General features: G+C 59.9%; 13 protein-coding genes. 8 read left to right on the top strand and 5 right to left on the bottom strand.

All coding sequences use genetic code 11. The features are described 5' to 3' along the window. The first annotated feature begins 238 nt into the window (after nucleotides 1–238). Genes ACILSL_RS13820 through ACILSL_RS13805 form a run of 4 tightly spaced genes read left to right on the top strand, consistent with a single transcriptional unit; the run spans nucleotide 239 to nucleotide 6325 of the window. Nucleotides 239–2932 carry a DUF1592 domain-containing protein gene (locus ACILSL_RS13820; protein WP_395732627.1) on the top strand — a complete coding sequence of 898 codons (2694 nt, stop codon included), beginning with the start codon at nucleotides 239–241 and terminating at the stop codon, nucleotides 2930–2932. Nucleotides 2933–2952: 20 nt separating this feature from the next. Continuing rightward, on the top strand, nucleotides 2953–4251 hold the full coding sequence (locus tag ACILSL_RS13815) for a DUF1552 domain-containing protein (RefSeq protein ID WP_395732626.1): 1299 nt from the start codon (nucleotides 2953–2955) through the stop codon (nucleotides 4249–4251). A 17-nt stretch (nucleotides 4252–4268) separates the two neighbouring features. Further along, nucleotides 4269–5372 carry a hypothetical protein gene (locus ACILSL_RS13810; RefSeq protein ID WP_395732625.1) on the top strand — a complete coding sequence of 368 codons (1104 nt, stop codon included), beginning with the start codon at nucleotides 4269–4271 and terminating at the stop codon, nucleotides 5370–5372. Between the two features lie 59 nt (nucleotides 5373–5431). After that, nucleotides 5432–6325, top strand: a complete 894-nt coding sequence (locus tag ACILSL_RS13805) for a ThuA domain-containing protein (RefSeq protein WP_395732624.1) — start codon at nucleotides 5432–5434, stop codon at nucleotides 6323–6325. Nucleotides 6326–6569: 244 nt separating this feature from the next. Here the strand turns inward: ACILSL_RS13805 and ACILSL_RS13800 are convergent, their stop codons facing one another. From ACILSL_RS13800 to ACILSL_RS13790, 3 genes are all read right to left on the bottom strand, one after another. Then, nucleotides 6570–9056: a DUF1592 domain-containing protein gene (locus ACILSL_RS13800; RefSeq protein WP_395732623.1), complete on the bottom strand. Its 2487-nt coding sequence runs from the start codon at nucleotides 9054–9056 to the stop codon at nucleotides 6570–6572. A 5-nt stretch (nucleotides 9057–9061) separates the two neighbouring features. Continuing rightward, a complete protein-coding gene (locus ACILSL_RS13795) occupies nucleotides 9062–10333 on the bottom strand; it encodes a DUF1552 domain-containing protein (protein ID WP_395732622.1) in 1272 nt (423 codons plus the stop codon). A 63-nt stretch (nucleotides 10334–10396) separates the two neighbouring features. Continuing rightward, nucleotides 10397–11719, bottom strand: a complete 1323-nt coding sequence (locus ACILSL_RS13790; protein ID WP_395732621.1) for a hypothetical protein — start codon at nucleotides 11717–11719, stop codon at nucleotides 10397–10399. A 109-nt stretch (nucleotides 11720–11828) separates the two neighbouring features. On the opposite strand from ACILSL_RS13790, the gene ACILSL_RS13785 reads away from it, so the two are divergent. From ACILSL_RS13785 to ACILSL_RS13770, 4 genes are all read left to right on the top strand, one after another. Continuing rightward, nucleotides 11829–12617, top strand: a complete 789-nt coding sequence (locus tag ACILSL_RS13785) for a DUF1080 domain-containing protein (RefSeq protein WP_395732620.1) — start codon at nucleotides 11829–11831, stop codon at nucleotides 12615–12617. A gap of 12 nt (nucleotides 12618–12629) precedes the next feature. Then, complete coding sequence (locus tag ACILSL_RS13780) at nucleotides 12630–14129, top strand: sulfatase (RefSeq protein WP_395732619.1); 1500 nt, start codon at nucleotides 12630–12632, stop codon at nucleotides 14127–14129. 89 nt (nucleotides 14130–14218) lie between these two features. Continuing rightward, a complete protein-coding gene (locus ACILSL_RS13775; protein ID WP_395732618.1) occupies nucleotides 14219–18691 on the top strand; it encodes a PVC-type heme-binding CxxCH protein in 4473 nt (1490 codons plus the stop codon). 213 nt (nucleotides 18692–18904) lie between these two features. Next, complete coding sequence (locus tag ACILSL_RS13770) at nucleotides 18905–22006, top strand: PVC-type heme-binding CxxCH protein (RefSeq protein WP_395732617.1); 3102 nt, start codon at nucleotides 18905–18907, stop codon at nucleotides 22004–22006. A gap of 9 nt (nucleotides 22007–22015) precedes the next feature. Here the strand turns inward: ACILSL_RS13770 and ACILSL_RS13765 are convergent, their stop codons facing one another. Together ACILSL_RS13765 and ACILSL_RS13760 are read right to left on the bottom strand one after the other, a co-directional pair. Continuing rightward, on the bottom strand, nucleotides 22016–22804 hold the full coding sequence (locus tag ACILSL_RS13765) for a hypothetical protein (protein WP_395732616.1): 789 nt from the start codon (nucleotides 22802–22804) through the stop codon (nucleotides 22016–22018). A gap of 9 nt (nucleotides 22805–22813) precedes the next feature. Then, nucleotides 22814–25459 carry a DEAD/DEAH box helicase gene (locus tag ACILSL_RS13760; protein ID WP_395732615.1) on the bottom strand — a complete coding sequence of 882 codons (2646 nt, stop codon included), beginning with the start codon at nucleotides 25457–25459 and terminating at the stop codon, nucleotides 22814–22816. Nucleotides 25460–25584: the final 125 nt, after the last annotated feature.

Here is a 25584-nt window from a genome sequence, read left to right as displayed (position 1 = left end):
AGGCCATGTTTCAGTTAGTCCTGCATATCCATGAAGCAGGCTTGAATTTCGTCGTGTACGCTCATTCTTTGGGGTTTGCTAAGCGCTTTTCCCTCTTGAGTTTGGGGTGAAGAAGGTCAGCGCCATCGAGCCGCGGTGGAGCAAAAGGCCGGGCTGCGTAAATATGTTTTTCTTCGTCTGGTTTTGATGCTGATGGCGAGATACATGGATCGTCCAAATGCGTTTGTTTCTTCTCCTGATGAACCGTCCGTTACTGCCACTCGCCCTCCTGCTGTCCGCTTATGCCCCCACTCACGCCATTGAGGCCCAGGGTCGCGCCGTGATGGATCAACGTCACATGGCTTTGTTCCAGGAGACTTGTGTTTCATGCCATGGACCGGAAAGGCAGAAAGGGAAGTTTCGTGTGGACGACCTTCCGTTTGAGATCAAGGACATCGAAACGGCGGAGAAGTGGCAGAAGGTTCTCAATCAGATGAACTCCGGCGACATGCCGCCGGAGGACGAGAAGCAGCCGGCGAATGCTGCGAAGGCTGATTTTCTCGATGATCTGGCAAACGTGATGGTCGCGGCGCGGCGCACTTTGGGGGATCAAAATGGCGTGATCACCATGCGGCGGCTGAACCGCCGTGAATACAAGAATACGTTGCGGGAGTTGCTCGGCGTGGACGTCAATGTGTCTGATCTGCCCGCAGACAGCGGCGCGGGTGGCTTTGACACGGTGGGGGCGAATCTTTTCATGTCGGCGAACCAGTTTGAGCAATACCAGCTGCTGGGACGCGAGGCTGTGGAGGAAGCGTTTGCGTGGCAGGCGGCGGCGGGCGTGGAGAAAAAGCTGCACTATGAAGCCGAGACGACGACGCCCATCGTGAAGAAATTCGTGGAGTATCAGATTGATGCGCAGAAGCGGGCGCAGAACTGGGTGAAGGCGGTGGAGGAAGCGGCGGCCAGGCCTGAGAACAAGGACATCGTGGCCAAGATCCGCAAGGAATCGAAAAACGACAGCATCTTCCGGCGCGAGTGGGCACGGATTCCCGGCGCACCGAATCCACGTACCTTTGGCTTTGATAAGAAAGGCGAAAACGACGCCGATCTGGCCAACGATTCACTGGGTGCAGGCTGGCTGAAGTATCACCAGTACTACATGGCGCAGCCTGCGGTGGAGAAGGGGGCCTATCTTGGCACGCAGACACGGCATCCGGCGGAGCTCAATGTGAACTACATTGAACTGCTGGTGCCTTTTGACTGGCCGGTGGGAGATTACATCGTGCGCGTGAAGGCCGCAGCGACCAAGGACGCACCTGCGGAAAGGCGTTTCCTCGACTTCGGCATCTATGCGCGGACGGGGCGTGTCATGGCCACCCATGAAATCACCGGCACGATGGAAAATCCCCAAGTGATTGAGATTCCGCTGACTCTGACACGCAGCAACATGACACGTGAGAACCGACTGCTGTTTGTGCGTGAAAAGGGCAGCTGGGACACCAATGAGGAGGGCGGGCGCAAGCGGGCCGAGGCAGTGAAGCGCAACGGCATCGGGCCCGAGCTGACGCTGTGGGTGGACTGGATCGAAGTGGAGCGTGTGCCGAAAACCGACAAGCCCAAGCCGCCGGGCATCGCAGCGCTTGGTATTCCACTGGATGACAAATCTCCCGCTCCTGCCGCGCCCGAACTGCGCACGGCGCTGGAGCGGTTTGCCACGGAGGCCTTCCGTGGCACAACGCCACCGAAGGAGTACATCGATCGCCTGCTAGGTCTCTATGACGTGCGCCGCAAGGCGGGAGACAAGCACAGCGCAGCGCTGAAGGAGACTCTGGCCGTGGTGCTGTCCTCCCCCATGTATCTCTACCTCGCGGAACCTACGTCAGACGAGAAACGTCGGGAGCTGACGGGGATGGAACTCGCCACGCGGCTTTCGTATTTTCTTTGGAGTGCGCCGCCGGATAAGCAGCTGCTGGATCTGGGGCGGAACGGTGATTTGAAAAAGCCGGAGGTGCTCGCAGCGCAGACGGAGCGCCTGCTCAATGACCCGCGTTCCGCAGATTTCCTCGAAGCCTTCACGCATCAGTGGCTCGGCCTGGATCGCATCGACTTTTTTGAGGTCAATCGTTCACTGTATCCGCGCTTTGACAGCGGCACCAAGGTCGCCGCCAAAGGGGAGATCCATGAAACCATGGCGTACCTCATGCGAAACAACGCCAGCCTGCGTGACCTCCTGAAGTCTGATTACGTGCTGATCAATCGCGTGCTCGCCCACTACTACGGCATTCCTGGAGTGAAGGGAGATGGCTATGAAAAAGTGTCGCTGCCAAAGGACTCACCACGCGGTGGCTTGCTCGGCATGGCAGCCATTCACTTCATGGGTGGCAATGGCGAACGTACCAGCCCGGTCGAACGCGGCGCCTGGGTGCTGCGCAAGCTGCTGCATGATCCGCCACCACCCGCGCCTGCCAATGTCCCCGCGATCACACGGCTTGCAGGCAAAGTGCTGACCACGCACGAGCGATTGCTCGCGCATCAGGAGGACCCGCAGTGCGCCAGCTGCCATCGCAAGATCGACCCCATTGGCTTTGGCTTGGAGAACTTCGATGCCGCCGGACAGTGGCGCACCGAGGACAGCTACATGGCGGTCGACGCAAACGGCAAGCCTGATCCCAAAAGCAAAAAGACCTGGACCATCGAAGCCGCAGCGGCGCTCTACAAAGGCCCGGCGTTCAAAGACTTCTTTGGGCTGCGCGACGTCATCGCCTCCAAATCAGACGCCTTTGCCCGCAGCTTCAGCGAGGCCTTGATTGAGTTTGCGCTGGGCCGTCCACCCGGCTTCCGTGATCAACCCCTTGTCGCAGGCATGATTCAGCAGGCCGACAAGAAAGACCTCGCCATCCGCGAGTTCATTCACGCATTGGTCGCAAGTCAGGAGTTCCATACGAAGTAATCTCTTAACGAAAAAGCATCATGAGCACCTCACCCATCCGGCGCCGCCACTTTCTTCAATCCAGCACCGCGCTCATTGCCCTGCCGGCACTGGAATCTCTTGGCTTCCGCCGCTTTGCCTCGGCGGCGGCTCCAGCAACTCCACCAAAGCGGCTGGTCTTTCTCGGTTTTGGCTGGGGGATCACGACGGAGAGCTGGTTTCCGGACATCAAGCAACCGGGAGCGGATTACACCCTGCCTGAAGGACTTAAACCACTGGCACGGCACAAGGCGGACTTCAGCGTGGTGCAGGGGCTTTGGAACAAGTACAGCAACGATGGCCACTGGGGCAGCACCATGTGGCTCACCGGGGCGAACCGTTTTGGCGAACCGGGGCAGAACTTTCACAACAGCATCTCCGCCGATCAGGTCGCGGCAGCAAAGCTCGGCCTCGACACCCGCTTTGCCTCCCTGCAACTCAATGGCAGCGAAAATGCGGAGGCATCAGGACACGGCCCAGGGCTCTCGATGGCATGGGATGTCAGCGGCAAACCCATCGGCGGACACAAAGGCCCCGTGGAGGCCTACCACAGGCTCTTTTCCAAGGACACCACGCCCATCGAGCAGCAGAAGGCCATGCTGGCGCAGAAGCGCAGCGTGCTGGACACCGTGATGGAGAATGCGCGCGTCATGCAGCGAGGTCTCGGAAAAACGGACAAGGGCAAGCTCGATGAATACTTCCAGGGCATCCGCGACATCGAAACACGCCTGAGCAAGGACGAGCAGTGGATCGGCGTGCCGCAGCCCAAGGCACCGATACCCGAACCTGCACCCGGTCTCGCTGGAAAAGAAGAGATCAAGATCATGTATGACATCATGCTCGCGGCAATGCAGACAGACAGCACCCGCGTGCTCACCTACCGCCAGCCAGTCAGCACCCTGCTCACCAGCATCGGCATCAAGGTGGCCCCGCATGACATGAGCCATTACCACTCGACCATGGGTGAAAAGTTGGAGGCTTCCAAACAGCGCGATCTCACGCAGAGCGATCTGCTCGCGGGATTCCTCGACAAACTCAAAGCCACCAAGGAAGCCGACGGCAGCCGTCTCTTTGACAACATCGCCCTCGCCTACGGCAGCAACATCCGCACGGAACACAGCCTCGACAACTGCCCCACGCTGCTCACCGGCGGAGGTGCCGGCATCAAGCTGGGCCACAACATCGTCGCCCCGAAAGACACGCCGCTGTGCAATGCGTGGCTGACGCTTCTCCATGGTGTGGGCGTGAACGTCGAGCGGCATGGGGACAGCTCCGGCGTGCTGAAAGAGCTCATCGCCTAGTCTCATTCACCCATTTCATGAAGCCGTTCCTTCTCGTCGCCGCATTGCTGCTGGCAAATCTCCATGCCGCTGACATTGAACTCACCGAAACCCTGCAACTGCCCGAATGCCACAGCCTCGGCTGGGTGCGGGCCAACACTCAGGTGAAGGGCCAGAAGAACTGGGATGGTGTGCTGGATGAAGCGAAGTGGGGCACGCCTTCGCCGCAGCAGGCGGTGGAGCGGAGCTGGGACTGGAAACTCACTGATGAGCAGTGGCAGCAAGCGGTGAAAGAAAAGGGCGAAGGCAAAAGAGAGGACGTGAAGTTTGACCTGTGGATTCCGGATGGCGTGGCACAGGCCAGGGGCATCGTGGTCATGTCCGGCCATGGCAGCGGAGAGGCGCTGTACAAGCATGCTGAGCTGAGGAAGATAGCGCGAGAGCTGCACCTGGCGCTGTTCAAGTTTAATGGGAACCCCATGCAGCGTGGGTTCTGGCCGCGGAGCCTGCTGTATGAGCGGCTCAAAACATTTGGGCAGAGAGCGCAGCATGCGGAACTGGAGAATGCGCCCCTCTTTCTCTACGGCCACTCGAATGGCACCGGCTTCTCCGCCATCTTTTCCGCCGAAAGCACCCGCGTCTGGGGTTGGGTTTCCATGCGCCCAGGCACGACGTATCAAGTCTATCAACCTGGTGCAGCCCAGATCCCCGGATTGGTGATCTTTGGGGAAGATGACGCCTTCTTTGCCCGGCCCTCAAAAGAAGAAAACATGGGCGTCGTCGAAGCCATGAGGAAGAAGCACAACGCGCTCTGGAATTATGCCGTCGAACCGAAGACGGGACACGGACCGGGGGAGAAGACCTGGCCGCTGGTGTTTTCCTTCCTGCGCCACACCTTCGCAGCACGCGTGCCTGCGGACGCGGACCCGCTCAAAGGTCCGGTGAAGCTGAATGTACTGATGCTTGAGAGCGGATCTCTCGGCAAGAATTGGGACGTCACCCAGGGCGGCTATCAAACTCTGACCACGGCCCCCTTCGCCTCATTTGCTGGAGACAAAACCACGGCCTCATGGCTCATCAATGCGGACTATGCAGCGGACTGGCAGATGTTTCAGCGCGACGGCCAGATCGCCCGGCCGTGAAGATTGGGAGACATTTCCAGGTGAGTGCGTTCGTTTAGACAGCCTTCCACTTACCTGCCATGATTTCCCGCTCCCGTTTCCTGCTCTCTCTCGCTGCTTCAGCCCTGTGCACCGCCTCCTCCTGGGCGGCTGACAGCGTCAAGATCGTCCTCGTCGCCGGCAAGGTGAAGGAGGTGGACAAGGCGGGCCATCATGACTACCTCGGCGGCTGCCGCCTTATGCAGGTGCTGCTCAAGCAGACGCCGGGTGTGGATGCGGTGCTGGTGAACGAAGAATGGCCTGCCGATGAGAAGGTGTTTGAGGGCGCGGCTGCCTTGGTTTTTTACACCGATGGCGGTGGCAAGCAGGCCTACCTCGGCTCACCGGAGCATGTGGCCACGGTGCAAAAGATGGCCGATGGCAAGACGGGACTGGTGAACCTTCATCAGGCGGTGGAGTTCACACCGGCGTTTGCAGCGCAGTCGATGAACTGGACCGGGGCGGCGTACAATGCGCTCTCCAGCCGCGGCCATTGGGACAGCGTGCATGATGTGTTTCCGAAGCATGCGATCACCAGCGGTGTCACACCGTGGAAGATCAATGACGGGTGGCTGAACCACTTTCAGTTTCCCGCCGAGATGAAGGGGATCACGCCGCTGGTGTGGTCGGGCAAAGAAAAACTGGGCTCGCCGGAAGGTGGAGACAAAGACATCGTGGCGTGGACCTATGACCGCCCAAGCGGTGGGCACTCGTTCAGCTTCAGTGGGCTGGATGCGCATGGTGCCTGGGAACAGGCCGGCATGCGGCAGTTGGTGATCAATGGCGTGCTGTGGTCTGCGGGTGTGGAGATCCCGGCAGGTGGTGCGAAGTGCGAGGCTGACAAGGCGCTGATTGATTCCTTTTTGACGCCTCGCATCGCGCCGCCGAAGAAGGCGAAGCCTGAGGCGGCTCCAGCTGCGCCTGCAGTGAAGTAAAAAGCCAACTTCCGACTACTCCAGCGCTCACGCGAGCGCGAAGCGTCTTGGAGTGCGGTGGGAAGCGCAGCGCCACACCGCTTTTCGCAGGCCGGACGGCACGGGAAGACCTGCGACACTCAGCGCCTCGCGAAAGCGGTGTCGTCGATGCAGGCTTGCGCCGTGCATCTCTGCCACCGCACTCCATGACGCTGGCGCGTTGCTTGAATGCTCGTCGCAACGTGGGCGACTTCTCACCAACAGATCACCGCGACCGAAACACCTCGCTCATCAGACACTCAACCATCAGCGTGTTCAGGCCAAGTCCCTGCTTCTTCACTTTGTCGTGGAGCTTGTCGATGATGAAGTCATCGTTGAGCTCCATGGTGCGCCCGGTGGTGTAGGTGAGGATCTGGCGGATGAGGTGGCGGCTGAAAAGGTCGGCACGGGTGTCGTGGATGAGTTTCTTGAAGCTGGCGAAGTCGGTGTAGGTCTCGCCGGAAGGGAATTCGCCCGTGGTGTCGATCTTGGGAGGCGGGGCTTTTTTGTTCACCTTCGGGTAGTTGTCGCGCCAGCGACCGACGGGGTCGAAGGATTCCAGGCTGAAGCCGAGCGGATCAATTTTTCGATGGCACTCGGCGCAGGCGGCATCGGCGCGGTGTTTGGCAAGGCGGTCGCGGATGGTGGTGGCTCCGCTGACATCTGGATCAATGGCGGGAACAACATCTGGCGGCGGCGGTGGCGGGACGCCGAGAATGTTTTCGGTAACCCAAACGCCACGGGTCACGGGCGAGGTTTCCACGCCGTTCGCACTCACGGTAAGCACGGCAGCCATGCCCATGAGGCCACCACGATGCGCATTGCCTTTCAGGCTGACCTTTTGGAAACCATCGGCGAGGCGCAGGGTCTTCTGCTCGGGCAGTTCGTAAAGTTTGGCCAGCTTCTTGTCCACGAAGCTGTGATCGCAGTCGATGAACTGCATCACGGAGCCATTGCTTTTCAGCAGATCGCGGAAAAAAACTTGGGCCTCGGTTTTCATGGAGGTGGGAAGATCCTCCGCATAATAGGCGCGCACGACCTCGCGCGGCGGGGGCATGCCGCCGAGTTCACGGAGGTTCAGCCAGCTGTCCAGAAAGCCGCCCACAAAACCGCTGATGCGGTCATCGGCGAGCATGCGCTGAATCTGCTTTTTCAGCTCGGCATCCTGTGTGAGCTTGCCGGACTTGGCGGCGGCGAGCAGCGCTGCATCGGGTGGAGCAGCCCAGAGGGCGTAGGAGAGGCGCGAGGCGAGATCGTAGGAACTCAGGGCTTTCGCGGACTCTTCAGTGATCTCGCTGAGGTAAAGGAATGAGGGGGAGCAGAGGATGAGCTTCAGTGCATCCAGCGCGGCCTGGCGCGGTGTGGCTTTTTCGGCCAGCCGCTTGTCATAAAGAGCGCGGATGGGTTGGCGGTCGGCGTCGGTAAGAGGGCGGCGGTAGGCTTTCTCGGCGAAGGCCTGGAGCTGCTCCATCGCATGCTCTACCTGGAAACCGTCTTTGCCAAACACGGCGATCTCCTCGGCGCCGCCTTTTTCTTCAGGCACGGGCCCGTTGATCTTGATCTCGCTGATGCGGATGTGTGGCAGCTTGCCTTCCAGCAGGATGTGGGCACGGCCAACGCCCGAGGATCCTGTGTCCGCCTTGAACTCGTCCTTGTAGCGTTTGTTGATCGTCACCACGGAGGCGCGTGATTCATACGGACCGTTCGGGAAGATGAAGCGCGGTGTTTGCCCGGCCTCCAGCCACACGCGGAATTTGAACCAGGTAGGCGTGTTGTCCGGCACCACGGTGCTTGCGAGCAGCGGCTCAATGGCCTGCGGGTAATGGATGTGGCCTTTGGTGACATCTCCCGGCACAACACCAAGGATGAAAGGCTCTGAGAAGTCGATGCCAAAGATGGCGGGATCGTAGTGCGTGTCCCGGTGCATTGCGGCAGCCTCCACCTCGATGTCGTAAAGGCCGGAGACGGGCACACCCTGCTTGAAGTCTTCGATATGGCCGTAGCCGCCCTGACGGGTGTCGGTGTTCGGCTGCTCGTAAAGACAGAGGTAACGGAAGTTGAAGGCGGACTTGTGGGAGCCGGTCAGCTCCTCGTACTGAACAAAGTGGCTGTTGAAGCGCCAGTTCTTCGGCTCGGTCGCCGGCTTGCCGAGTCGCGCCTCGACGAGGCGATTCGCGGACTGGAAGTATTGATCCACGAGAAAGCCGGAGGTCACCAGCGACTTGCCGATGTTGTCCATGTGCTGGCTCGTCTTCTCTTTTGGGAAATCCGCCGTGAGGCCCAGCGTGTCCACCCTGCGGCCAAACAAAACGGCGAGGGTGTTCTCATACTCGCGGCTGGAAAGACGGCGCATGACGGTGCGGCTGCCAGTGCTCTGAAATTTGCCATAGGCGGCCACTGTGCCTTCGCGCAGCGCGCGGATCATGGCGAGGCGCTCTTCATCAGTGGGCTGATCCGCCTTCTTCGGCGGCATCTCCTTCAAGGTCAGCTGGTCGATGATGTCGCGCGCATCGATGAGATCAGGAACGGACTTCAGCGGCAGCGCAAACTTCTCAAAGGCGCGATCGCCCTTTTGCACATCCGCGTCATGGCACTCCAGGCAGTATTTCCCGAGGAACTGCTGGGCGAGCTTGGGGGCATCGTCGGCGGCATGGGCCGTGGTGAGGAGCGCGAGACAAAGCAATGCGCTGAGGCGCGGGGTCGGAGCCATCATGCTCATCAAGAGAAGCGCCCGGTGCTGTTGCCAAAGGAATCCGTTTCCACGCCCATCTTCTGCGCGATGTCCACGAAGAGATTGCAGAGCGGCACCTTGTTGATGCCCTCACGCGGCACTTCGCGGAATTCACCATGCTTGTAGCCGCCACCCGCGAGGATGATGGGCAGGTCGGAGTTCTTGTGCGAATTGCCATCGCCCATGCCGCTGCCGAAGAGCACGGTGGTGGAATCCAGCAGCGTGCGGTCGCCATCGTTCATCTTCGAGAGCCGCGTGATGAATTTGCCCAAGTGCTCGATCTGGTACTTTTCCAGCGTGATGAGGCTCGCGATGGCTTCCGGGTCATTGCCGTGGTGCGAGAGGCCGTGCCAGTCTTTCTTGATGCCGAGATGCTGCGGCATGAAGTCGCCGCCGATTTCCAGCGTGGCGATGCGCGTGCTGTCCGTCTGCAGCGCCAGCGCGATCAGCTCATAGAGGATCGGCAGGTCTTCCACGGCGTTGTGATTTGCGGGCTTGTCAAAAGGGGCCTTGGGCTTCGGCTGGCTGACCCAGCGCTGGCGCAGTTCCAGGCGCTTCTCCACGTCGCGCACGGAAGTGAGGTACTCATCCAGCTTGTCTTTGTCCTCCTTGTTCACGCGCTTGGAGAGGCGGTTCGCCTCGTCCATCACCGAATCGAGAATGGATGACTGCACCTTGTTTTCCTGCACCCGGCGTGCCTGGCGTTCCGTGGAGTCACTGACGAAAAGCTTCTCGAACAGCTGTGAAGGATTTGTGACGGGAGGCACACGCACGCCCGACTTCGTCCAGGCGATCTGGCAGCCGCCGTGAATGCCGCCTTCTGAGCCGACAGTCAGCGAAGGAAACCGCGTCTCGAAGCCGATCTCGTCCGCGAGATACTGGTCGATGGTGACATTGCCATCCGGGCGGTTTTGCGCCTCGGAGTTCAGCACCCCGGAAAGGAACGAATGCACCGCGAAGTGCCCGCCCTTCACACCGTGATCAAGGCCGCGAAAGACCGTCATCTGGCTGCGGTTTTCCCACAGCGGCTCCAGCAGTGCGGTTTTCTCATAATCGCGGCCCTTGGTGGTCGGAAAGAGCTGCTTCGTCTGATAGCCCAGCAGATTGCCGATGGCCACAAACCGGCGCGCTCCAGCGCCTGCTCCCTTGGCAGCTTTGATCGCGGAATTTCCGCCCACATTCGCAGCCATGAGGGAGGGGAGTCCTGGCAGGGCGAGGGAGGTGCCCAGAGATTGGAGAATGAAACGGCGTCTGTTCATGATTTGGGGGTCCGGCTAATACGTAGCCAGAGCACCCCGTGTTGCAGCAGGAAACACGCCCTTTTACTCGGATTTCAGCCCCGCCGTGTTCACCGCGATCACGCGATACTGGTGCTTTTTACCGGCCTCAGGGGCTTTATCGGTGAAAATCATCTCCACCAGCGGATTGGTTGGCGTGTCGCTGTATTGCAGGCCTTGGAAAACCGGACGGCCAAAGGAGTTCTTCGGTTGCTCTGGCACGTTGCCGATCTCTTTGCCATCACGTTCGATGATGAAATGGGCCAGGCCGCTTTCCAGGTCGGCTTTCGCTTTCCAGGTGAGCACGTTGTCTTTCACCTGCAGCCCCGTAGGCGCTGGCGGCGGGGTGGTGTCTGGGACGGCGGTGTCTTTGACATAGACCTCCCAGGCCTTGGCGACCGCTTCATTCGGCAGCCACACGGACTTCTCTTTTTCGCCAGCAAACTTGGCGGCAGGCGTGGCTTCAGTCCCGAGCAGCGCAGCGAGCCAGGAGTTTTTCGTCGGCATCGGATTCAGCGCGCCGCCGCTCTTTTCTGGCAGCCTTGTGGTCAGGCAGGCATCCAGCCAGCGGATGGTAAAGTAACGCTGATTGCCGCACTCATGCGAGGTCAAGGGATCGACCGATACGCCGATGAGTCCGCCCTTCGCACGCACAGCGGTGAAGAACGTTTCGTTTGCAGCCCATGCCCCGGCAAAGCGCCCTTCCTTGACCGTCACACCTTCCTTGGTGCCCAGATTGCACATGATCGGCACCCCAGCGACTGTCTGAGGCAGAGCGTAGACCTTGATTGTGGGCCGCGCCGGATTGGCCTCCAGCATCGGCACGCCGGAGCGCAAACACGCGGCAGCCACACGGTCCGGATGCAGAAGCGTCATGCCTCCCGCCCAATGACCGCCGCCACTGTGTCCCCACAGCGCCCACGGCACCTTCGCGAGTTCAGGATGGCCGGATTTCGCTCCCAGATCCACCAGCGCCTTTTGAAACGCCGCATCCGATCCATTGCGCGGATCGCACCACATCTGGCAGTCGGCCTTCTCCGGCTGCTCATAAGACGGTGCCAGCAATGCGCAGTCGTGCTTTCTGGCAAGCGCCTGCCAGTGCAGGTCATAGGCGCCGGTGAGGCCAGATTTGCACGAGCCCTCACCGCAGCCGTGCTGGTGCACGATCACCCCGCGCAGGGATTTCACGCCTGGCGGCACCCACACCGTGTAGTTCACCGGAAAGATCAGCTCCCCCGGCTGGGTGGAGGCTTCATAGCGCACGCGGTAGTAGGGCGGATCAGCCGCAGGAAACACATCATAGGGTGGCTGCTGCGCAGACAACGAAGCTGTCAGCACGAGAAAAGAGAGGAGGGCAAGGGAACGCATGGAAGCAAACCAACAGGGAATGAAGTGAGAAAGTTGCAAGCGAGACGAGAAATCACTGTGCAGCCCCGTTGTTCCTGCCCCACCCGATTCAACTCACCATCCACGCACCATGAGATCTGCCGCACTCCTCTCCATGTTCCTATTCGCCGCCGTAGCTTCGGCCGAGGATGGTTTCACCTCGCTGTTCAATGGCAAAGACCTCACCGGCTGGGATGGCGACCCCAAGCTCTGGAAGGTGGAAAACGGGGAAGTCATCGGCACCTGCACCGGACCCGATGCCATGCCCAACAATTCCTTCCTCATCTGGCGCGGCGGCGTGGTGAAGGATTTCGAACTTCACGCCACCGTGCGCGTGGAAGGCGACAACAACTCCGGCATTCAATACCGCAGCCGCGAGCTGCCAGAGGTCGCACCCTGGGTCATCACGGGGTATCAGATCGACATCCATCCCGCGATGGAGCACACAGGCATGACCTATGAAGAAAAGGGACGCGGCATTTTCGGCCTCAATGGCACCAACGTCATGCTCGACCCTCAAGGCGCGCTGTGGAAGCTCTCCACGCATGAGCCGGTGAAGGTCGATGTATCGCAGTGGAACGAGTACACCATCATCGCACGCGGCAATCATCTCGTGCACAAGATCAACGGCAAGATCACCTCTGAACTGACCGACTACGATGACAAGAAACGTGCCCTGTCAGGATTGCTCGCCATTCAGCTTCATCGCGGCAATCCGAACAGCGTGCACATCAAAGACCTTCGTCTTAAGGTGCTCCCGGTTACAGAGCCTTCGACCTTTGATCCCGCAAAACTTCCTGCCGGGGCCGTGAAGATCGAGAAGCCGCGCACGAAGAGCCCGCAAGGCACCGGCCCCGTGGTGCCGCCGACGAAGAAGTGAACCGCACGCTTTATGAAACGCCTGCTCGCTCTCATCTTTCTTTCGTCACTCTCCATTAGTGCTCCGTCATTTGCTGCGGAGCCTCCCAACATCATCCTGATGATGGGCGACGACCACGGCTGGGAGGAGACAGGCTACAACGGCCATCCCCATGTGAAAACGCCGGTGCTCGATGACATGGCCGCGACATGTTTTCGCTTCGAAAACTTCTACGCTGCACATCCGAGCTGCTCGCCCACCCGCGCCAGCTTCATGACGGGCCGTCATCCGAACCGCATGGGCACCTTCAATCCCGGCTTCTCCATCCGCCCGGAGGAGATCACCATCGCGCGCATCCTTGCCAAAGCCGGCTACCACTGCGGCCATTTTGGCAAATGGCACCTCGGCCCGGTCAAATCTTCTTCACCAACGAGCCCTGGCGCGATGGGATTTCATGAGTGGGTCTCACACGACAACTTCTTTGAACTGAATCCGTCCCTCTCGCGCAACGGCGGCCCGCCTGAAGTCATCCATGGCGAAGGCTCCGCCGTCATCATCAATGAAGCCATCAAGTTCATCGACCGCGCCTGCAAAGATAAGAAACCCTTCTTCACCGTCGTGTGGTTCGGCTCCCCGCATGAGCCCTACAGCGGCCTGCCGGAGGATCTCGGGCTCTACGATGATCTGCCCGCCAAATACAAAGACAAGAAGGTCAGGCTCACCTCCAACGAAACCGGTGGCCCGACGACACGTCCTCTGGGCGAGGTATTGCGCGAACGCTACGCCGAAATCACCGCCATGGACCGTGCCATCGGCACGCTGCGAAAGCATCTCGCCACCAGCGGCCTGCGCGAAAACACGCTGCTCTTTTACTGTGGCGACAACGGCACCTCTGCCGATGGCTCGCTCGTCCTGCCGCATCGCGGTGTGAAGGGGCAGGTCTACGAGGGCGGCGTGCTTGTCCCCGGCCTCATCGAATGGCCCGCGCGCATCCCGCAGCCACGCAGCACGAAATTTCGCGCCACTACCAGCGACCTCCTGTCCACGCTCTGCGCCCTCACCGGCCAGGCGCTGCCGGACCGCCCCATCGATGGCACCGACCTCCTGCCTGTGCTGGATGGAAAAATGACCGAGCGCCCCAAGCCGCTTTGGTTCTGGCAATTCGACGCCACTCATCTCAGCAAGGCCGAGCCCTATATCGATCCCCAGCTGCAGCAAGGCACTACGCCTCTTGCCAAAAAGGCAGGAGGCAAAGCCACGCGCGACTTCAGCAATTATCGTCATACCACCATCACTGACGCCGATTACCTCGGCCCACGTGCCATCATCGACGGTCATTACAAACTGGTGGTGCATGAGCAGAAGAAGGGCGGGGCAGTGAAACAAGAGCTTTTCGATCTCGCCACAGATCCTGCTGAAAAGACCAGCGTCTTTGAGCAACAGCCCGACATCGCCAAAAAGCTGCAAGCCGAACTTCACGACTGGCAGCAGTCCGTGCTGCACAGCCTCACCGGCGCGGACTACCGCAAGTAGAAACATTGCACGCCTCCAATATTTATTGTCCGGTTTCGTTCCCCACCGCGAGATACCACACCGCAATCCCACGTTTGCTCTGACCTTTTATGACCAACCTAGCCGCCGTACTCCTCACCCTTTTCTCGCTCGCGACCTTCGCGAGCGCCGCGCCACTTGTCTTTGAAGGCACCGAAGGGCCCGGCAAGGGCAAGCACATCGTCTTCCTGGCCGGGGATCACGAGTATCGCTCTGAAGAGTCACTGCCGGCCATCGCGCGTCTGTTGGCCAAGCATCAGGGTTTCAAGTGCACGGTGCTGTTCGACATCGACAAGGAAGGCGACATCGTGGCGGGTGAAGTGGCGAACATGCCGGGCATGGAGGCGCTGGACACGGCGGATCTCGCGGTGGTCTTCCTGCGCTTTCAGCAGTTTCCGGCGGAGCAGATGAAGCACTTCGATGCATACCTTGCCCGTGGTGGCCCGGTGGTCGGACTGCGCACCGCGACGCATGGATTCAAGACGACGAAGGATGATCCTTACGCGAAGTATTCCTTTGATAGCAAGGTCAGCGGCTATGAGCTGGGCTTTGGCCATCAGGTGCTCGGACAGACATGGGTAGGCCACTACGGTACGAATCACAAGCAGAGCACGCGCATCGCCATCGTGCCGGACAAGGCAACGCATCCCATTCTTCGCGGCGTGAAGGACATCTGGGTGCAGGCGGGCGGATACGTGGGCAAACCGACGGATGGCGAGATTCTGACGATGGCCCAGCCGCTCAATGGCATGACGAAGGATTCTCCTGCGGATGCCACCAAACCACCGATGCCCAGCGAGTGGACACGCACCTACAAGTCCGCCTCTGGCAAAGCTGGCCGTGTCTTCACCACGCTCTACGGCACCTCGGAAGACATCACGAATGAAGGCTATCGCCGCATGATCGTGAACGGCATCTTTTGGGCGCTGGGCTTGGAGGATGCGATCAAGCCTGACCTCGATGTTTCATTTGTTGGCCCGTTCAAGCCGAATACCTTTGGCGGCGGTGCCTATGCCCATGGCGTCAAACCCGAGATGTATGCCGGATTTGCCTCGGTCATTCCGGCGAACCACGACACGAGGAGCCGCAAGAGGGCGGAGACAAAGCCAGCAGCGGCGACGACCACGAGTGCTGCAGCTGCCAAGGTATCTGTGAATACGGGCAAACCTGCCCGCTATGTGCGCATCGAGATTCCCGGTGACAAACGCTGCCTGCAAATCGCGGAGATCGAAGTGATGAGCGGTGGCAAGAACGTGGTGAAGGGCGGCAAGGCCTCGCAATCAACAACGACCAACGGCGGCGTCCCGGAACGCGCCTTTGATGGCAACAAGAGCCCGGACTGGGGCAAGGGTGGCCAGACGCATACGAAAGAGAACCAGCCGAACCCATGGTGGGAAGTGGATCTGGGCTCCAGTCAGGCCATCGACACGATCAGCCTATGGAGCCGTCAGGGCTTTTCGGACCGTTTGGGCGACTTCACCCTTCAGTTGCTCGATGAAGCTCGCAAACCAGTGTTTGAGATCAAAAATGTCGCCGGTCCGGAATCCATGGTGATCGATGTGAAGGGCGGCGGCAAGCTTGCCTACCTGACCTTTGACGGCAAGCCGGGCAAGCCTGCGCAGAAGAACGCCGGCGGCGGCGCTGCTCCTGTGAAAGAACCTGAACTGGCCGAAGTGCCTGCAGATTACAAAGACCCTGCACCTTTCGCTTTTGGCAAAGGTGATGTCGTCGCCATCCTCGGCAACGGCCTTCCCGACCGCATGCAGCACGATGGCTGGATGGAAACGCTGCTGCAAAGCCAGCTTCCCGATCTGCAGGTGCGCTTCCGTAACATGAGCACCAGCGGCGACCGCCCCAACAACTACCCACGCAGCAGCGGCGCCACGCACATGACGGACTACCTGCGCCATGTGAAGGCGGATGTCGTGTTCGGCTTCTTTGGCTACAACGAATCCTACGACAACAAGCCGGAGGAGTTTCAGAAGCAGCTCGTCGAGTTCGTGAAGAAGACCCGCGGCAGCAAGGCGAATGGCAAATCCTTCCCTCGCATCGTCCTCTTCAGCCCCATCGCCCATGAAGACACGCGCAATGTGAATGTGCCAGATGGCAAGGCGCACAATGCGCAGCTCGAAGCTTACACGAAAGCCACTGAGGCAGCTGCAAAGGAAGCTGGCGTGGCGTTTGTGGACCTGTATCACCCATCGCTGGAGCTGTTCAAAGCCGCGAAGGAGCCGCTGACCATCAATGGCGTGCATCTTTCCATCGAGGGAGATCGTCAGCTTGCGGAAGTCATTGCGAAGGCCTTGCTCGGCAAGCAGATGAGCGCGTCGCCCTCCATGGAGCCGCTGCGCGAAGCCGTGATGGACAAGGAACTGCACTGGTACAACCGCTACCACGCCTCCGACGGCAATGACGTCTGGGGCAGCCGCTCCACGCTGAGCTTTGTCGATGGCCAGAACAACGCTGTGGTGCTGCAGCATGAGCTTTCCATGCTGGATGTGATGACTGCAAACCGCGATGAGCGCGTGTGGGCGCGCATCACGGGCGGCGACAAAAAAATCGACGACAGCAATGTGCCGAAGCCCGTGCCGGTGATCTCCAACGTGGGCGGTGGCAGCAAGAGCAGCAGCGCGCAGAAGGAAGGCACGTTGAAGTACCTCAGCGGCGAAGAGGGCATCCAGCGCATGGCGGTGAAGAAGGGATTTGAGGTTCATCTCTTTGCCGACGAGACGCGCTTCCCGCAGATCGCGAATCCGGTGCAGATGCAGTTCGACACCAAGGGCCGCCTCTGGGTCGCCGCATGGCCGACGTATCCGAAGTGGGAGCCGCTGAAGGAGATGAACGACGCGCTGGTCATCCTGCACGATGACAACAATGACGGCAGCGCCGACCGCGCCACAGAGTTTGCCCGCGTGCAAAATCCGCTGGGCTTTGAGTTCTGGAACGGCGGCGTGCTCGTCACCCGCCAGTCTGAGATCCTGTTCCTCAAGGACACCGACGGCGATGACAAGGCGGACGTGCAAACCATCATGCTCATGGGCCTGGACAGCTCCGACACTCACCACGGCGCGAACAATCTGATCTATGGCCCTGATGGCGGTCTCTACTGGCAGAGCGGCGTCTTCATGCAGCACAATTACGAGCACCCTTGGGGTCCATCCCTGAACGTCGGTGCCTCGGCCATGTATCGCTTCGATCCACGCCGCTTCACCATCGCCAAGCATGCGGACAATTCACCCAATCCGCACGGCACCTCGTTTGATTCCTGGGGCTATCAATATGCCACGGACGGCACCGGCGGCCGTGCGTATCAGGTGCGCCCTGAAGGCAACGGCTTCAAGATGTATGAACTGCTCAAGAAGGAAGTGCGCCCGGTGACCGCCAGCGAGGTCGTCAGCAGCACGCACTTCCCCGACGAAATGCAGGGAGACTTCCTTATCTGCAACGTCATCGGCTTCCTCGGCGTGAAGCATTACCACCTCGAACGCGACGCCGACAAAGGCACCGTCTGGGGTGAACCCGCAGGCGACGAGCTCAAGGTGAAAACCACCCAGGCTGATGGCACCGTCACTGAAGAGACCTCGCGCGGTTTTCTCATGAGCGGCGACAAAAACTTCCGCCCCAGCGACGCGGTGTTTGCGCCGGATGGCTCGCTCTATCTCAGCGACTGGCAGAACGTCATCATCGGCCACATGCAGCACAACGTGCGCGATCCCAACCGCGACCACAAGCATGGGCGCATTTATCGCATCACCGCCACAGGGCGTCCGCTGCAAAAGATCGTGGCTGTGGATGGTCAGCCGATCCCTGCGCTGCTGGAAAACCTCAAACACCCCGCCGACGGCGTGCGTCACCGCACCCACATCGAGCTCAGCGAACGCGACACCAAGGAAGTCATTGCCGCCACGCAGGCGTGGATGAAACAGTTTGATCCGAACAAAAAGGAGGACGCGCACCACCTCCTCGAAGCGCTGTGGATTCATCAGCAGCACAACGTGCGGAATGTGGAGCTGCTCGGTCAGTTGCAGAAGTCTCCCGAGCTGCACGCCCGCAATGCTGCCAACGTCGTGCAGCATCTCTGGTTCAATGTCGAAGCCTCCATGCACGGCGGCGTCATCGCCGGTGAAGTGGAGGAAAAGGCGAAGAAGTCTGGGATTCTCAGTGACACACCCGAGCTCACCACCATCCGCATCGCCACCATTCCTGAGCGCATGATGTATGACGTGAAGGAACTCAGCGTGAAAGCCGGCAAGAAGGTGAAGCTCACCTTTGCTAATCCCGACTTCATGCCGCACAACATCCTGCTGGTGAATCCCGGCAAAGCCGAGGAAATCGCCACCAAAGCCATGGCCCTCGGGGCCAAAGGCTTCGACACCGGCTTCATCCCCGAAAGCACCGATATCCTCTGGCACAGCAAGCTGCTCGACCACGGCAAAGAACAAGTCATCGAGTTCACCGCCCCCACCAAGCCCGGTGATTATCCCTATGTGTGCTCCTTCCCCGGCCACTACCTCATCATGCGTGGGGTGATGCATGTGAAGTAAGGTGCAGGATTCATTTCTCGTCTGAGATCAAGGCGGGCCAGAAATGGCCCGCCTTTTTTGTCCGGTTTCGCCTCCTGATGAGAGATAAAAAACTGCCTGCACACGTTCCTTTGCATTCGCCCTATGACCAAGCCTGCCGCTTTCCTTCTCGCCCTCGCACTTGTTTCAACGTGCGCTGTAGCTCAAAACACAAAAGCGGCACGGAATCCGACCATGGCGGTGAATCCACTGGACGCGAAAAACACGGACTCCGGCAAGCCCCCGCCGCCTGAAGACCCGGCGCTGGCGAAGTATTACATGGAGGAAAAAGCCGCGCCGCTGCCACCAGTGACGGCGGCCGTGGATACAGCGCTACCATTGGTTCTGGCAAAGGGAGATCACGTCGTGTTCATTGGGAATACGCTGTTTGATCGCGGCGCGCAGTTCCCACATTTCGAAGCAATGCTGCTCAAGGGGCATGCAGACAAGCAGCTCGTGGTGCGCACGCTGGCGTGGTCGGCGGATGAAGTGGACCTGATGCCGAGGCCCACAAACTTCGGCACCTTGAATCAGCACCTGTTTGCACAGAAGGCGGATGTGATCTTCGCGGCGTTTGGCTTCAATGAATCCTTCGGTGGGCTGGAAAAACTGGCCGATTTCAAGCTGCGGCTCACGGCGCTGGTGCAGGAGTTGAAGACGCATGCCTACAACGGCAAGACAGCGCCACGCGTGGTGCTGGTTTCGCCCATCGCCAATGAGAATGTGACCGGCGTCCCGGCGGCGGACATGAACAACGCCCGGCTTGCCGCCTACACCAAGGCGATGGGTGAAGTCGCTGCAGCGCAGAAGGTGGGATTCGCCAACGTGTTTGAGCCCATGCTGCCTGCGATGAAGGGGCTCACCTTCAACGGCGTGCATCTTGAGGACAAAGGCTGCGCGGTGTTCGGCGAGGCCCTGTATCGCGCCACTTTCGAAGTCAGCGCTCCAGAAACCACGCCCGAACTGCGCGCCGCCATCGCAGACAAGAACCGGCAGTTTTTCCAGCGCTACCGCCCGCTGAACGGCTTCTACTACACAGGCGACCGCAACAAGGACTATGGCTACCTCGATTTCCTCCCAGCGATGCGGAGCTTTGATGTCATGGTGGCCAATCGCGACCAGCGCATCTGGGCCATCGCACAGGGCCAAAGCTTCGCCGGTAAAAAAGTCGATGACTCCAATGTCCCTGCCATGCCCGCGACCAAGGAAAGCAAAGGCGCGAACGAATGGATGACACCCGCGAATGAACTCGCCTCATTCAAGGTCGATCCACGTTTCGAAGTGAACTTGTTCGCCAGCGAAGAGCAGTTCCCCGAAATCGCCAATCCCATCCAAATCCGCTGGGATACGCAGGGCCGCATGTGGGTGAGCACTTCGCAGGCCTACCCGCATCTCTACCCCGGCCAGGAACCGAAGGACCGCCTGATCATTCTCGAAGACACGAACAACGATGGCCGGGCCGACAAATCCACAGTTTGGGCGAACAACCTGCACATCCCGCTGGCCTTCGAATTTGGCGACGGCGGTGTCTATGTTTCCGATGAACCCCACCTCACCTTTCTCAAAGACACGGATGGTGATGGCAAGGCAGACTTCAGCCGCCAGGTCTTCACCGGTTTTGGCACGGAGGACTCCCACCACGCGCTGCATGATTTTGTCTGGAGCCCGGATGGCGATCTCATCATCCGTGATTCCATCTTTCTTCACTCACAAATTGAAACCGCCTACGGCCCCGTGCGTCTGGACAACTCCGGCTGGTTCCGCCTGCGCACCGACACACAGAAGCTCAGCACCTTCGGCAGTTACCCGAGCACGAATCCCTGGGGCGTGACCTTCGATGACTGGGGCCATCACGTGGCCAGCCATCCCATTTTCGCCAGCGCCTTTCACGCCACCAATCCGCCTTATCCCGAGCAGCATCCCGGCGCTGGTAAAATGCCCGCGTATTCCGGCACCTGCGGCCAGGAGTTTGTCGACTTCGATTTCTGGCCGCAGGAGCTGCAGGGCGGCTTCATCAAGGCGCGCTACAAACCCACGAACAACATCGAGATGCATCAGTGGATCGAGATGGACGACCACTACGAGGAAAAGAAAATCGGCGATCTCATCTTCTCCACCAACCTCAGCTTCATCCCCACCGATGTGAAGGCCGGTCCCCGTGGCGACTTCTACATCTGCGACTGGTACAACCCCATCAAAGGCCACGCGCAGTACTCGCTGCGTGACCCACGCCGCCTGCGCACCAGCGGCCGCATCTGGCGCATCGTGCCGAAAGGAGCGAAGCTCGCCGAACCACCGACAGTGGCTGGCGCACCGATCCCCGCTCTGCTCGATCTCCTGAAGAGCCCGCACTACCGCTGGCGCTACCAGGCCAAGCGCGAGCTGCATGAACGCTACGCTGCTGAAGTCAAAACCGCGCTGGATGCCTGGGTGGCCAAACTCGACCCCAAGGATGCGCGCTTCCGCCATCATCAGCTCGAAGCCCTGTGGACCTACCGCACTCTCAGTACGGAAAACACCGCCCTGCTCAAAGAGCTGCTCAACTGCGAAGAACACCACGCCCGCGCCGCAGCGACGACGCAATTGCGCTACACAGATCTTCCAGACCGCATCGAGCAGCTCCGCGCACGTGCGAATGACGACAACAGCCTCGTGCGCATGGAGGCCGTCATTGCCGCGAGCTACATTGGAACCGAAGACGCGCTGAATGCCGTGCTCGGTGTGTTTGACCGGCCCATGGGCGACCATCTGACCTACGCCGTGCGCACCGCACTCGGCAGCGAGGCGCTTTCACGCCACTGGAAGGACAAGGAGAACAAGAAGATTGCCGCATTCATGGATGCCTTTGCCGCCAACTACAAACGCGGCCCCTTCGAGAAGAAAAAGACCGCCGAAGAAACCGCTTTCGACAAACAGCCCGGTGTCGCCAGGATCACCATCAACTGCGTGCGTGAGCGCATGCTGTTCGATAAAACCGAATTCAGTGTGAAGCCTGGACAGTCGGTGAGCCTCGTTTTCAACAATCCAGACGCCACCGCCCACAATCTCGCCATCTGCCAGCCCGGCAGCGTGGAAGAAATCGGCCTGGCCGGAAATGAAATGGCCAAAGACCCGGATGGCATCAAAAAGGATTTCATTCCACCGACAGACAAGATTCTGCACCACACCAAGCTGCTCAATCCCAACGCCAGCGAAACCCTGCGCTTTACTGCTCCCAAATCACCCGGGGACTACCCCTACCTCTGCACCTTCCCCGGCCACTGGGTCATCATGCGCGGAGTCATGCATGTGAAGTGAGGCTGTCCATCAACCTTTCTTCGGCTTCTTCACCGCGACTTTTTTCCTGGCAGCCTTCTTCACCGGCGGCTTTTCGGCGGATGGCTCCAGCGGCACTTCCGCACTCAGGTCGATGCCAAAGATCGACGAGAGATCGGCTTCGGCCAGATCACCGGTGCTGTTGGAGAGATCCGTGATCGTTGCATTGCTGGCGTTGGAAAGCAGTTCAGCCTGATCCACACCCCGCAAGGTGAAGAGCAGTTCCGGCTTGGTGTCGAGCAGCACCCCGACACCGTAGAGCACGGCGGAGACATGTTTGCACATGTCGGCATGGTCCGGGCAGGAGCAAATGAAGCGAATCTCCTTCGGCTTCGGAAACAGACCGTCGTCCGGATCGGTGAGCACCCTCATCAGTCCATCCCCCAACTTTCCAGCGAGCAAATCCAGCATCGAGCCGACCTGTCCTGCGCTCGATTTCACGATCTTCTGCCACTGCTTCTTTGGCAGCGGTTCGATGGTGATGCTTGTGTCATACAGCTCTGATCCCGCCACCACAGCACTGAGCTTGCCTGATTCGATCTTCAGATCATACACCTTTCCCTGGCGCAGGTAGCTGCGTCCACGCGGAAGCCGCGATTCATAGTCCTGATAAGACTCCAGATTGCGGCACCAGGACTGCCCCCAAAACGTCGTGCTCAGTTTCTTCTGTCCCGCTGGAGCTGGCAGTACTTCAAATTTTTCTCCACGCTTCTTTCGCTTCGCGATCTCGCGCTGAACCTGTTTTTTTTGTTCTTCAACATCTTGGTAAGACCACCACATGGGGGTCTTTTACACGACCGCAGAGTTCACATCAAGAGCGACAAAGTTCAACAGTTCCTCCGCCCCCATGTCGGTGAGCAGTTTTTCGGCGCCGCCGTCTCCGGTGATCAGATCGTGGGCGAGGCTCATCTTCTCTTCGATCAAGGCATCAATGCGCTCCTCAATGGTTCCCTGGCAGACAAATTTGTGAACCATCACGTTCTTTTTCTGCCCGATGCGGAAGGCGCGGTCGGTGGCCTGGTTTTCCACGGCGGGGTTCCACCAGCGGTCAAAGTGAATGACGTGGCTGGCGGCGGTAAGATTGAGCCCTGTGCCGCCGGCTTTGACGCTGATGACCATGAAGGGCGGTCCATCGGGCTGGTGGAAGGATTCCACCAACTGCGGGCGCTTCTTCACGGCAGTGCCGCCGTGCAGGATGAGGCCCTCGCGGCCAAAGACGGTGGCGAGGAAGCGGGCGAGGGGATCACAGGTCTCCTGGAACTGCGTGAAAATGAGCGCGCGTTCACGGCGCTCGGCCAGTTCACCGCAGATTTCCGCGAGGCGCGTGAATTTGCCACTGTCTGCAGGGTTCCAAGCACCATCGCCGTTCCAGTGGCTGGGGTGGTTGCAGATCTGTTTGAACTTTAGCAGAAAGCCCAGCACAAGCCCCTGCCGCTTGATGGGTTCCATCTCCTTGTCAGCGAGCATCTTGGCGAGTTGGTCGACGAGCTTCGCGTAGATCGTGGCCTGGCGTTTGGTGAGGCCGCAGAAGGCTTTCGTTTCGATCTTGTCGGGCAGGTCGGTGATGATGCTGCGGTCCGTCTTCATGCGGCGCAGGATGTAGGGCTGCACCAGTTTGCGCAGCGGTGCAAAACCGGTGCTGCTTTTCGCACAGCGTTTCACCGCATCGGCAAAGGCGGCGGAACCACCGAGCAGGCCGGGATTGAGGAAGTCGAAGAGGCTCCAGAGATCGCCGGGGCGGTTTTCCACCGGCGTGCCGGTCAGGGCGATGCGAGTGGGTGCAACCAGGCGCTTCACGGCTCTCGTGCTGGCGCTGCCAGGATTTTTGATGGCCTGGGCCTCATCCAGTATGACGACGCTCCATGGATGCTGCTGCCAGGATTCGGTGCGTTGCAGAAACTGGTAGGTGGTGAGCATGGCATCAAAACCGCGCAGGGCTTCGGGAGGATGCTGGACTGCATGGTCGAGTGCTTCACGCGAGGACTGTGATGGATGCGCGATGAAGATTTTCAGGTCGGGGGCGAACTTGGCGACTTCGGCCTTCCAGTTGCCGACGAGGGAGGCTGGGACGACGAGGAGGGCCGGCGCTTTCGATTCTTTTTGCCGAGCAAGGAGCAGGGCGATGACCTGCAATGTTTTGCCCAGGCCCATGTCGTCGGCCAAACAGGCACCAAGGCCGAGTCGAGTCAAAAACTGCAGCCATGCAAAGCCTTGGAGCTGATACGGACGCATGGTCGCACGCAGATTCTGAGGCGGTGCGGCCTCGGCAGGCGCGCGCATCTGATGGAGCAGATGTGCGAGATTTTTGCCCGCCACGATTTCGCTCCAGTCGTGCACCATTTCCGTGCGTTCTTCTTCCATCGCTGCCTGACGAGGATCAAAGCCCGCGAGCAAGCGCATGCCGTCGAGGAAACCGATGCCGCCTTCGCCCGTGGCATGCTGAACCCTTTGCCAGTGAGACATCACCTGCTGGAGTTGGACCCCGTCGACTTCGATCCAGCGGCCGCGGAGTGAGACGAGGCCGGTGTCGGCGCTGAGCAGCTTGTCCCATTCGGCGTCGGTGAGCGGCTCGCCTTCGAGGCTGGCGGCGATTTTGAAGTTTAGGAGGGCTCCGGCGTGGAGGGAGGATTGCTTGGGGGCATCGATCGTCACAGAGACGGCGGGGCGCGGGCCTTTGCCGCTGCGCCACCAGTCGGGGAGTTTCATGACGATGCCGCTCTCTTGAAAGACTGCGGTGTCGCGCAGAACGCGGAAGGCCTCCTGGGGAGACATGGCCATGGGTTGAAAGAGGCGCTTGGTCTCCAGCCATTCGCGGATGAGTTTGGATTTTTCTGCGGCGGTGCGTACCGGAGCCAGAAGGGCGTTGAGTGCGGTTTGATCTTTCTGGCCGGAGTAAAGCTGGAGGGCACGGGCCAGCGGCAGGTGCTGTGGCTGGCCGGTGGCGCTGAGTTTTTCGGTGAAGGTGGCGAGGAAGGCGAAGGGGCGCTGGGTGTCGGTCTTGTTTTCGGCGAGGTGGAATGTCACGCGGCCAACGACATGCCAGGCTGGGCACTCCTCGCGCAGCCAGGCCTCCACGCCGTGGGTGGCCAGTTGATTGATGTGCTGCGCGAGTTCGAGCCACCAGCGTTCGAGGACCTCGGCGGTGAGGTATTCCGCGCCAGCGAAGGGGGGGGCGGTGGCGATGAAGGCTTCTCGGTCAGCAAACACTGAGGTTCTCAATGCATCCTTGGTCTGGCACAGGCGGGTGAAGAACTGCTGGGCGAACTCCCTGAGCCATCTCCAAGGCGGCTCCATCTCGGCGGTGAGCAAATCGGTGCTCAAAATTCGAAAAATGGCGCTGGGAGAGCCAGCGGAGGCGATTTTTCTGTCCGCCGCCGATGCTGCCACGCCTTCGTGGGAGAGAAAACCTGCGGGGGTGAGGACGGGGGAGAGCATGGGCTGTGTTTGGACGAGGAAGCGTTGTCAAACAAGGAGTGGGAATGCGGAAATTCAGCAATCCTCGTTTCCCAAAGGCCACTGTCCATGCTATCGCTCCGGTTCCCCCGCCGCTGACCGGCGAG

Source organism: Prosthecobacter sp., from assembly GCF_044222345.1.
In the GTDB taxonomy this organism is placed as follows: Bacteria; Verrucomicrobiota; Verrucomicrobiia; order Verrucomicrobiales; family Verrucomicrobiaceae; genus Prosthecobacter.
The sequence above is the reverse complement of the archived record's forward strand: the minus strand, read 5'-3'. Positions and strand labels throughout refer to the sequence as shown.

Bases quoted from the DNA above. Each gene is read 5' to 3' on its own strand.
- ACILSL_RS13760 (WP_395732615.1), bottom strand. From the start codon at position 25,459: ATGCTCTCCCCCGTCCTCACCCCCGCAGGTTTTCTCTCCCACGAAGGC.
- ACILSL_RS13775 (WP_395732618.1), top strand. From the start codon at position 14,219: ATGACCAACCTAGCCGCCGTACTCCTCACCCTTTTCTCGCTCGCGACC.
- ACILSL_RS13795 (WP_395732622.1), bottom strand. From the start codon at position 10,333: ATGAACAGACGCCGTTTCATTCTCCAATCTCTGGGCACCTCCCTCGCC.
- ACILSL_RS13800 (WP_395732623.1), bottom strand. From the start codon at position 9,056: ATGATGGCTCCGACCCCGCGCCTCAGCGCATTGCTTTGTCTCGCGCTC.
- ACILSL_RS13785 (WP_395732620.1), top strand. From the start codon at position 11,829: ATGAGATCTGCCGCACTCCTCTCCATGTTCCTATTCGCCGCCGTAGCT.
- ACILSL_RS13805 (WP_395732624.1), top strand. From the start codon at position 5,432: ATGATTTCCCGCTCCCGTTTCCTGCTCTCTCTCGCTGCTTCAGCCCTG.
- ACILSL_RS13790 (WP_395732621.1), bottom strand. From the start codon at position 11,719: ATGCGTTCCCTTGCCCTCCTCTCTTTTCTCGTGCTGACAGCTTCGTTG.
- ACILSL_RS13770 (WP_395732617.1), top strand. From the start codon at position 18,905: ATGGCGGTGAATCCACTGGACGCGAAAAACACGGACTCCGGCAAGCCC.
- ACILSL_RS13820 (WP_395732627.1), top strand. From the start codon at position 239: ATGAACCGTCCGTTACTGCCACTCGCCCTCCTGCTGTCCGCTTATGCC.
- ACILSL_RS13810 (WP_395732625.1), top strand. From the start codon at position 4,269: ATGAAGCCGTTCCTTCTCGTCGCCGCATTGCTGCTGGCAAATCTCCAT.
- ACILSL_RS13815 (WP_395732626.1), top strand. From the start codon at position 2,953: ATGAGCACCTCACCCATCCGGCGCCGCCACTTTCTTCAATCCAGCACC.
- ACILSL_RS13765 (WP_395732616.1), bottom strand. From the start codon at position 22,804: ATGTGGTGGTCTTACCAAGATGTTGAAGAACAAAAAAAACAGGTTCAG.
- ACILSL_RS13780 (WP_395732619.1), top strand. From the start codon at position 12,630: ATGAAACGCCTGCTCGCTCTCATCTTTCTTTCGTCACTCTCCATTAGT.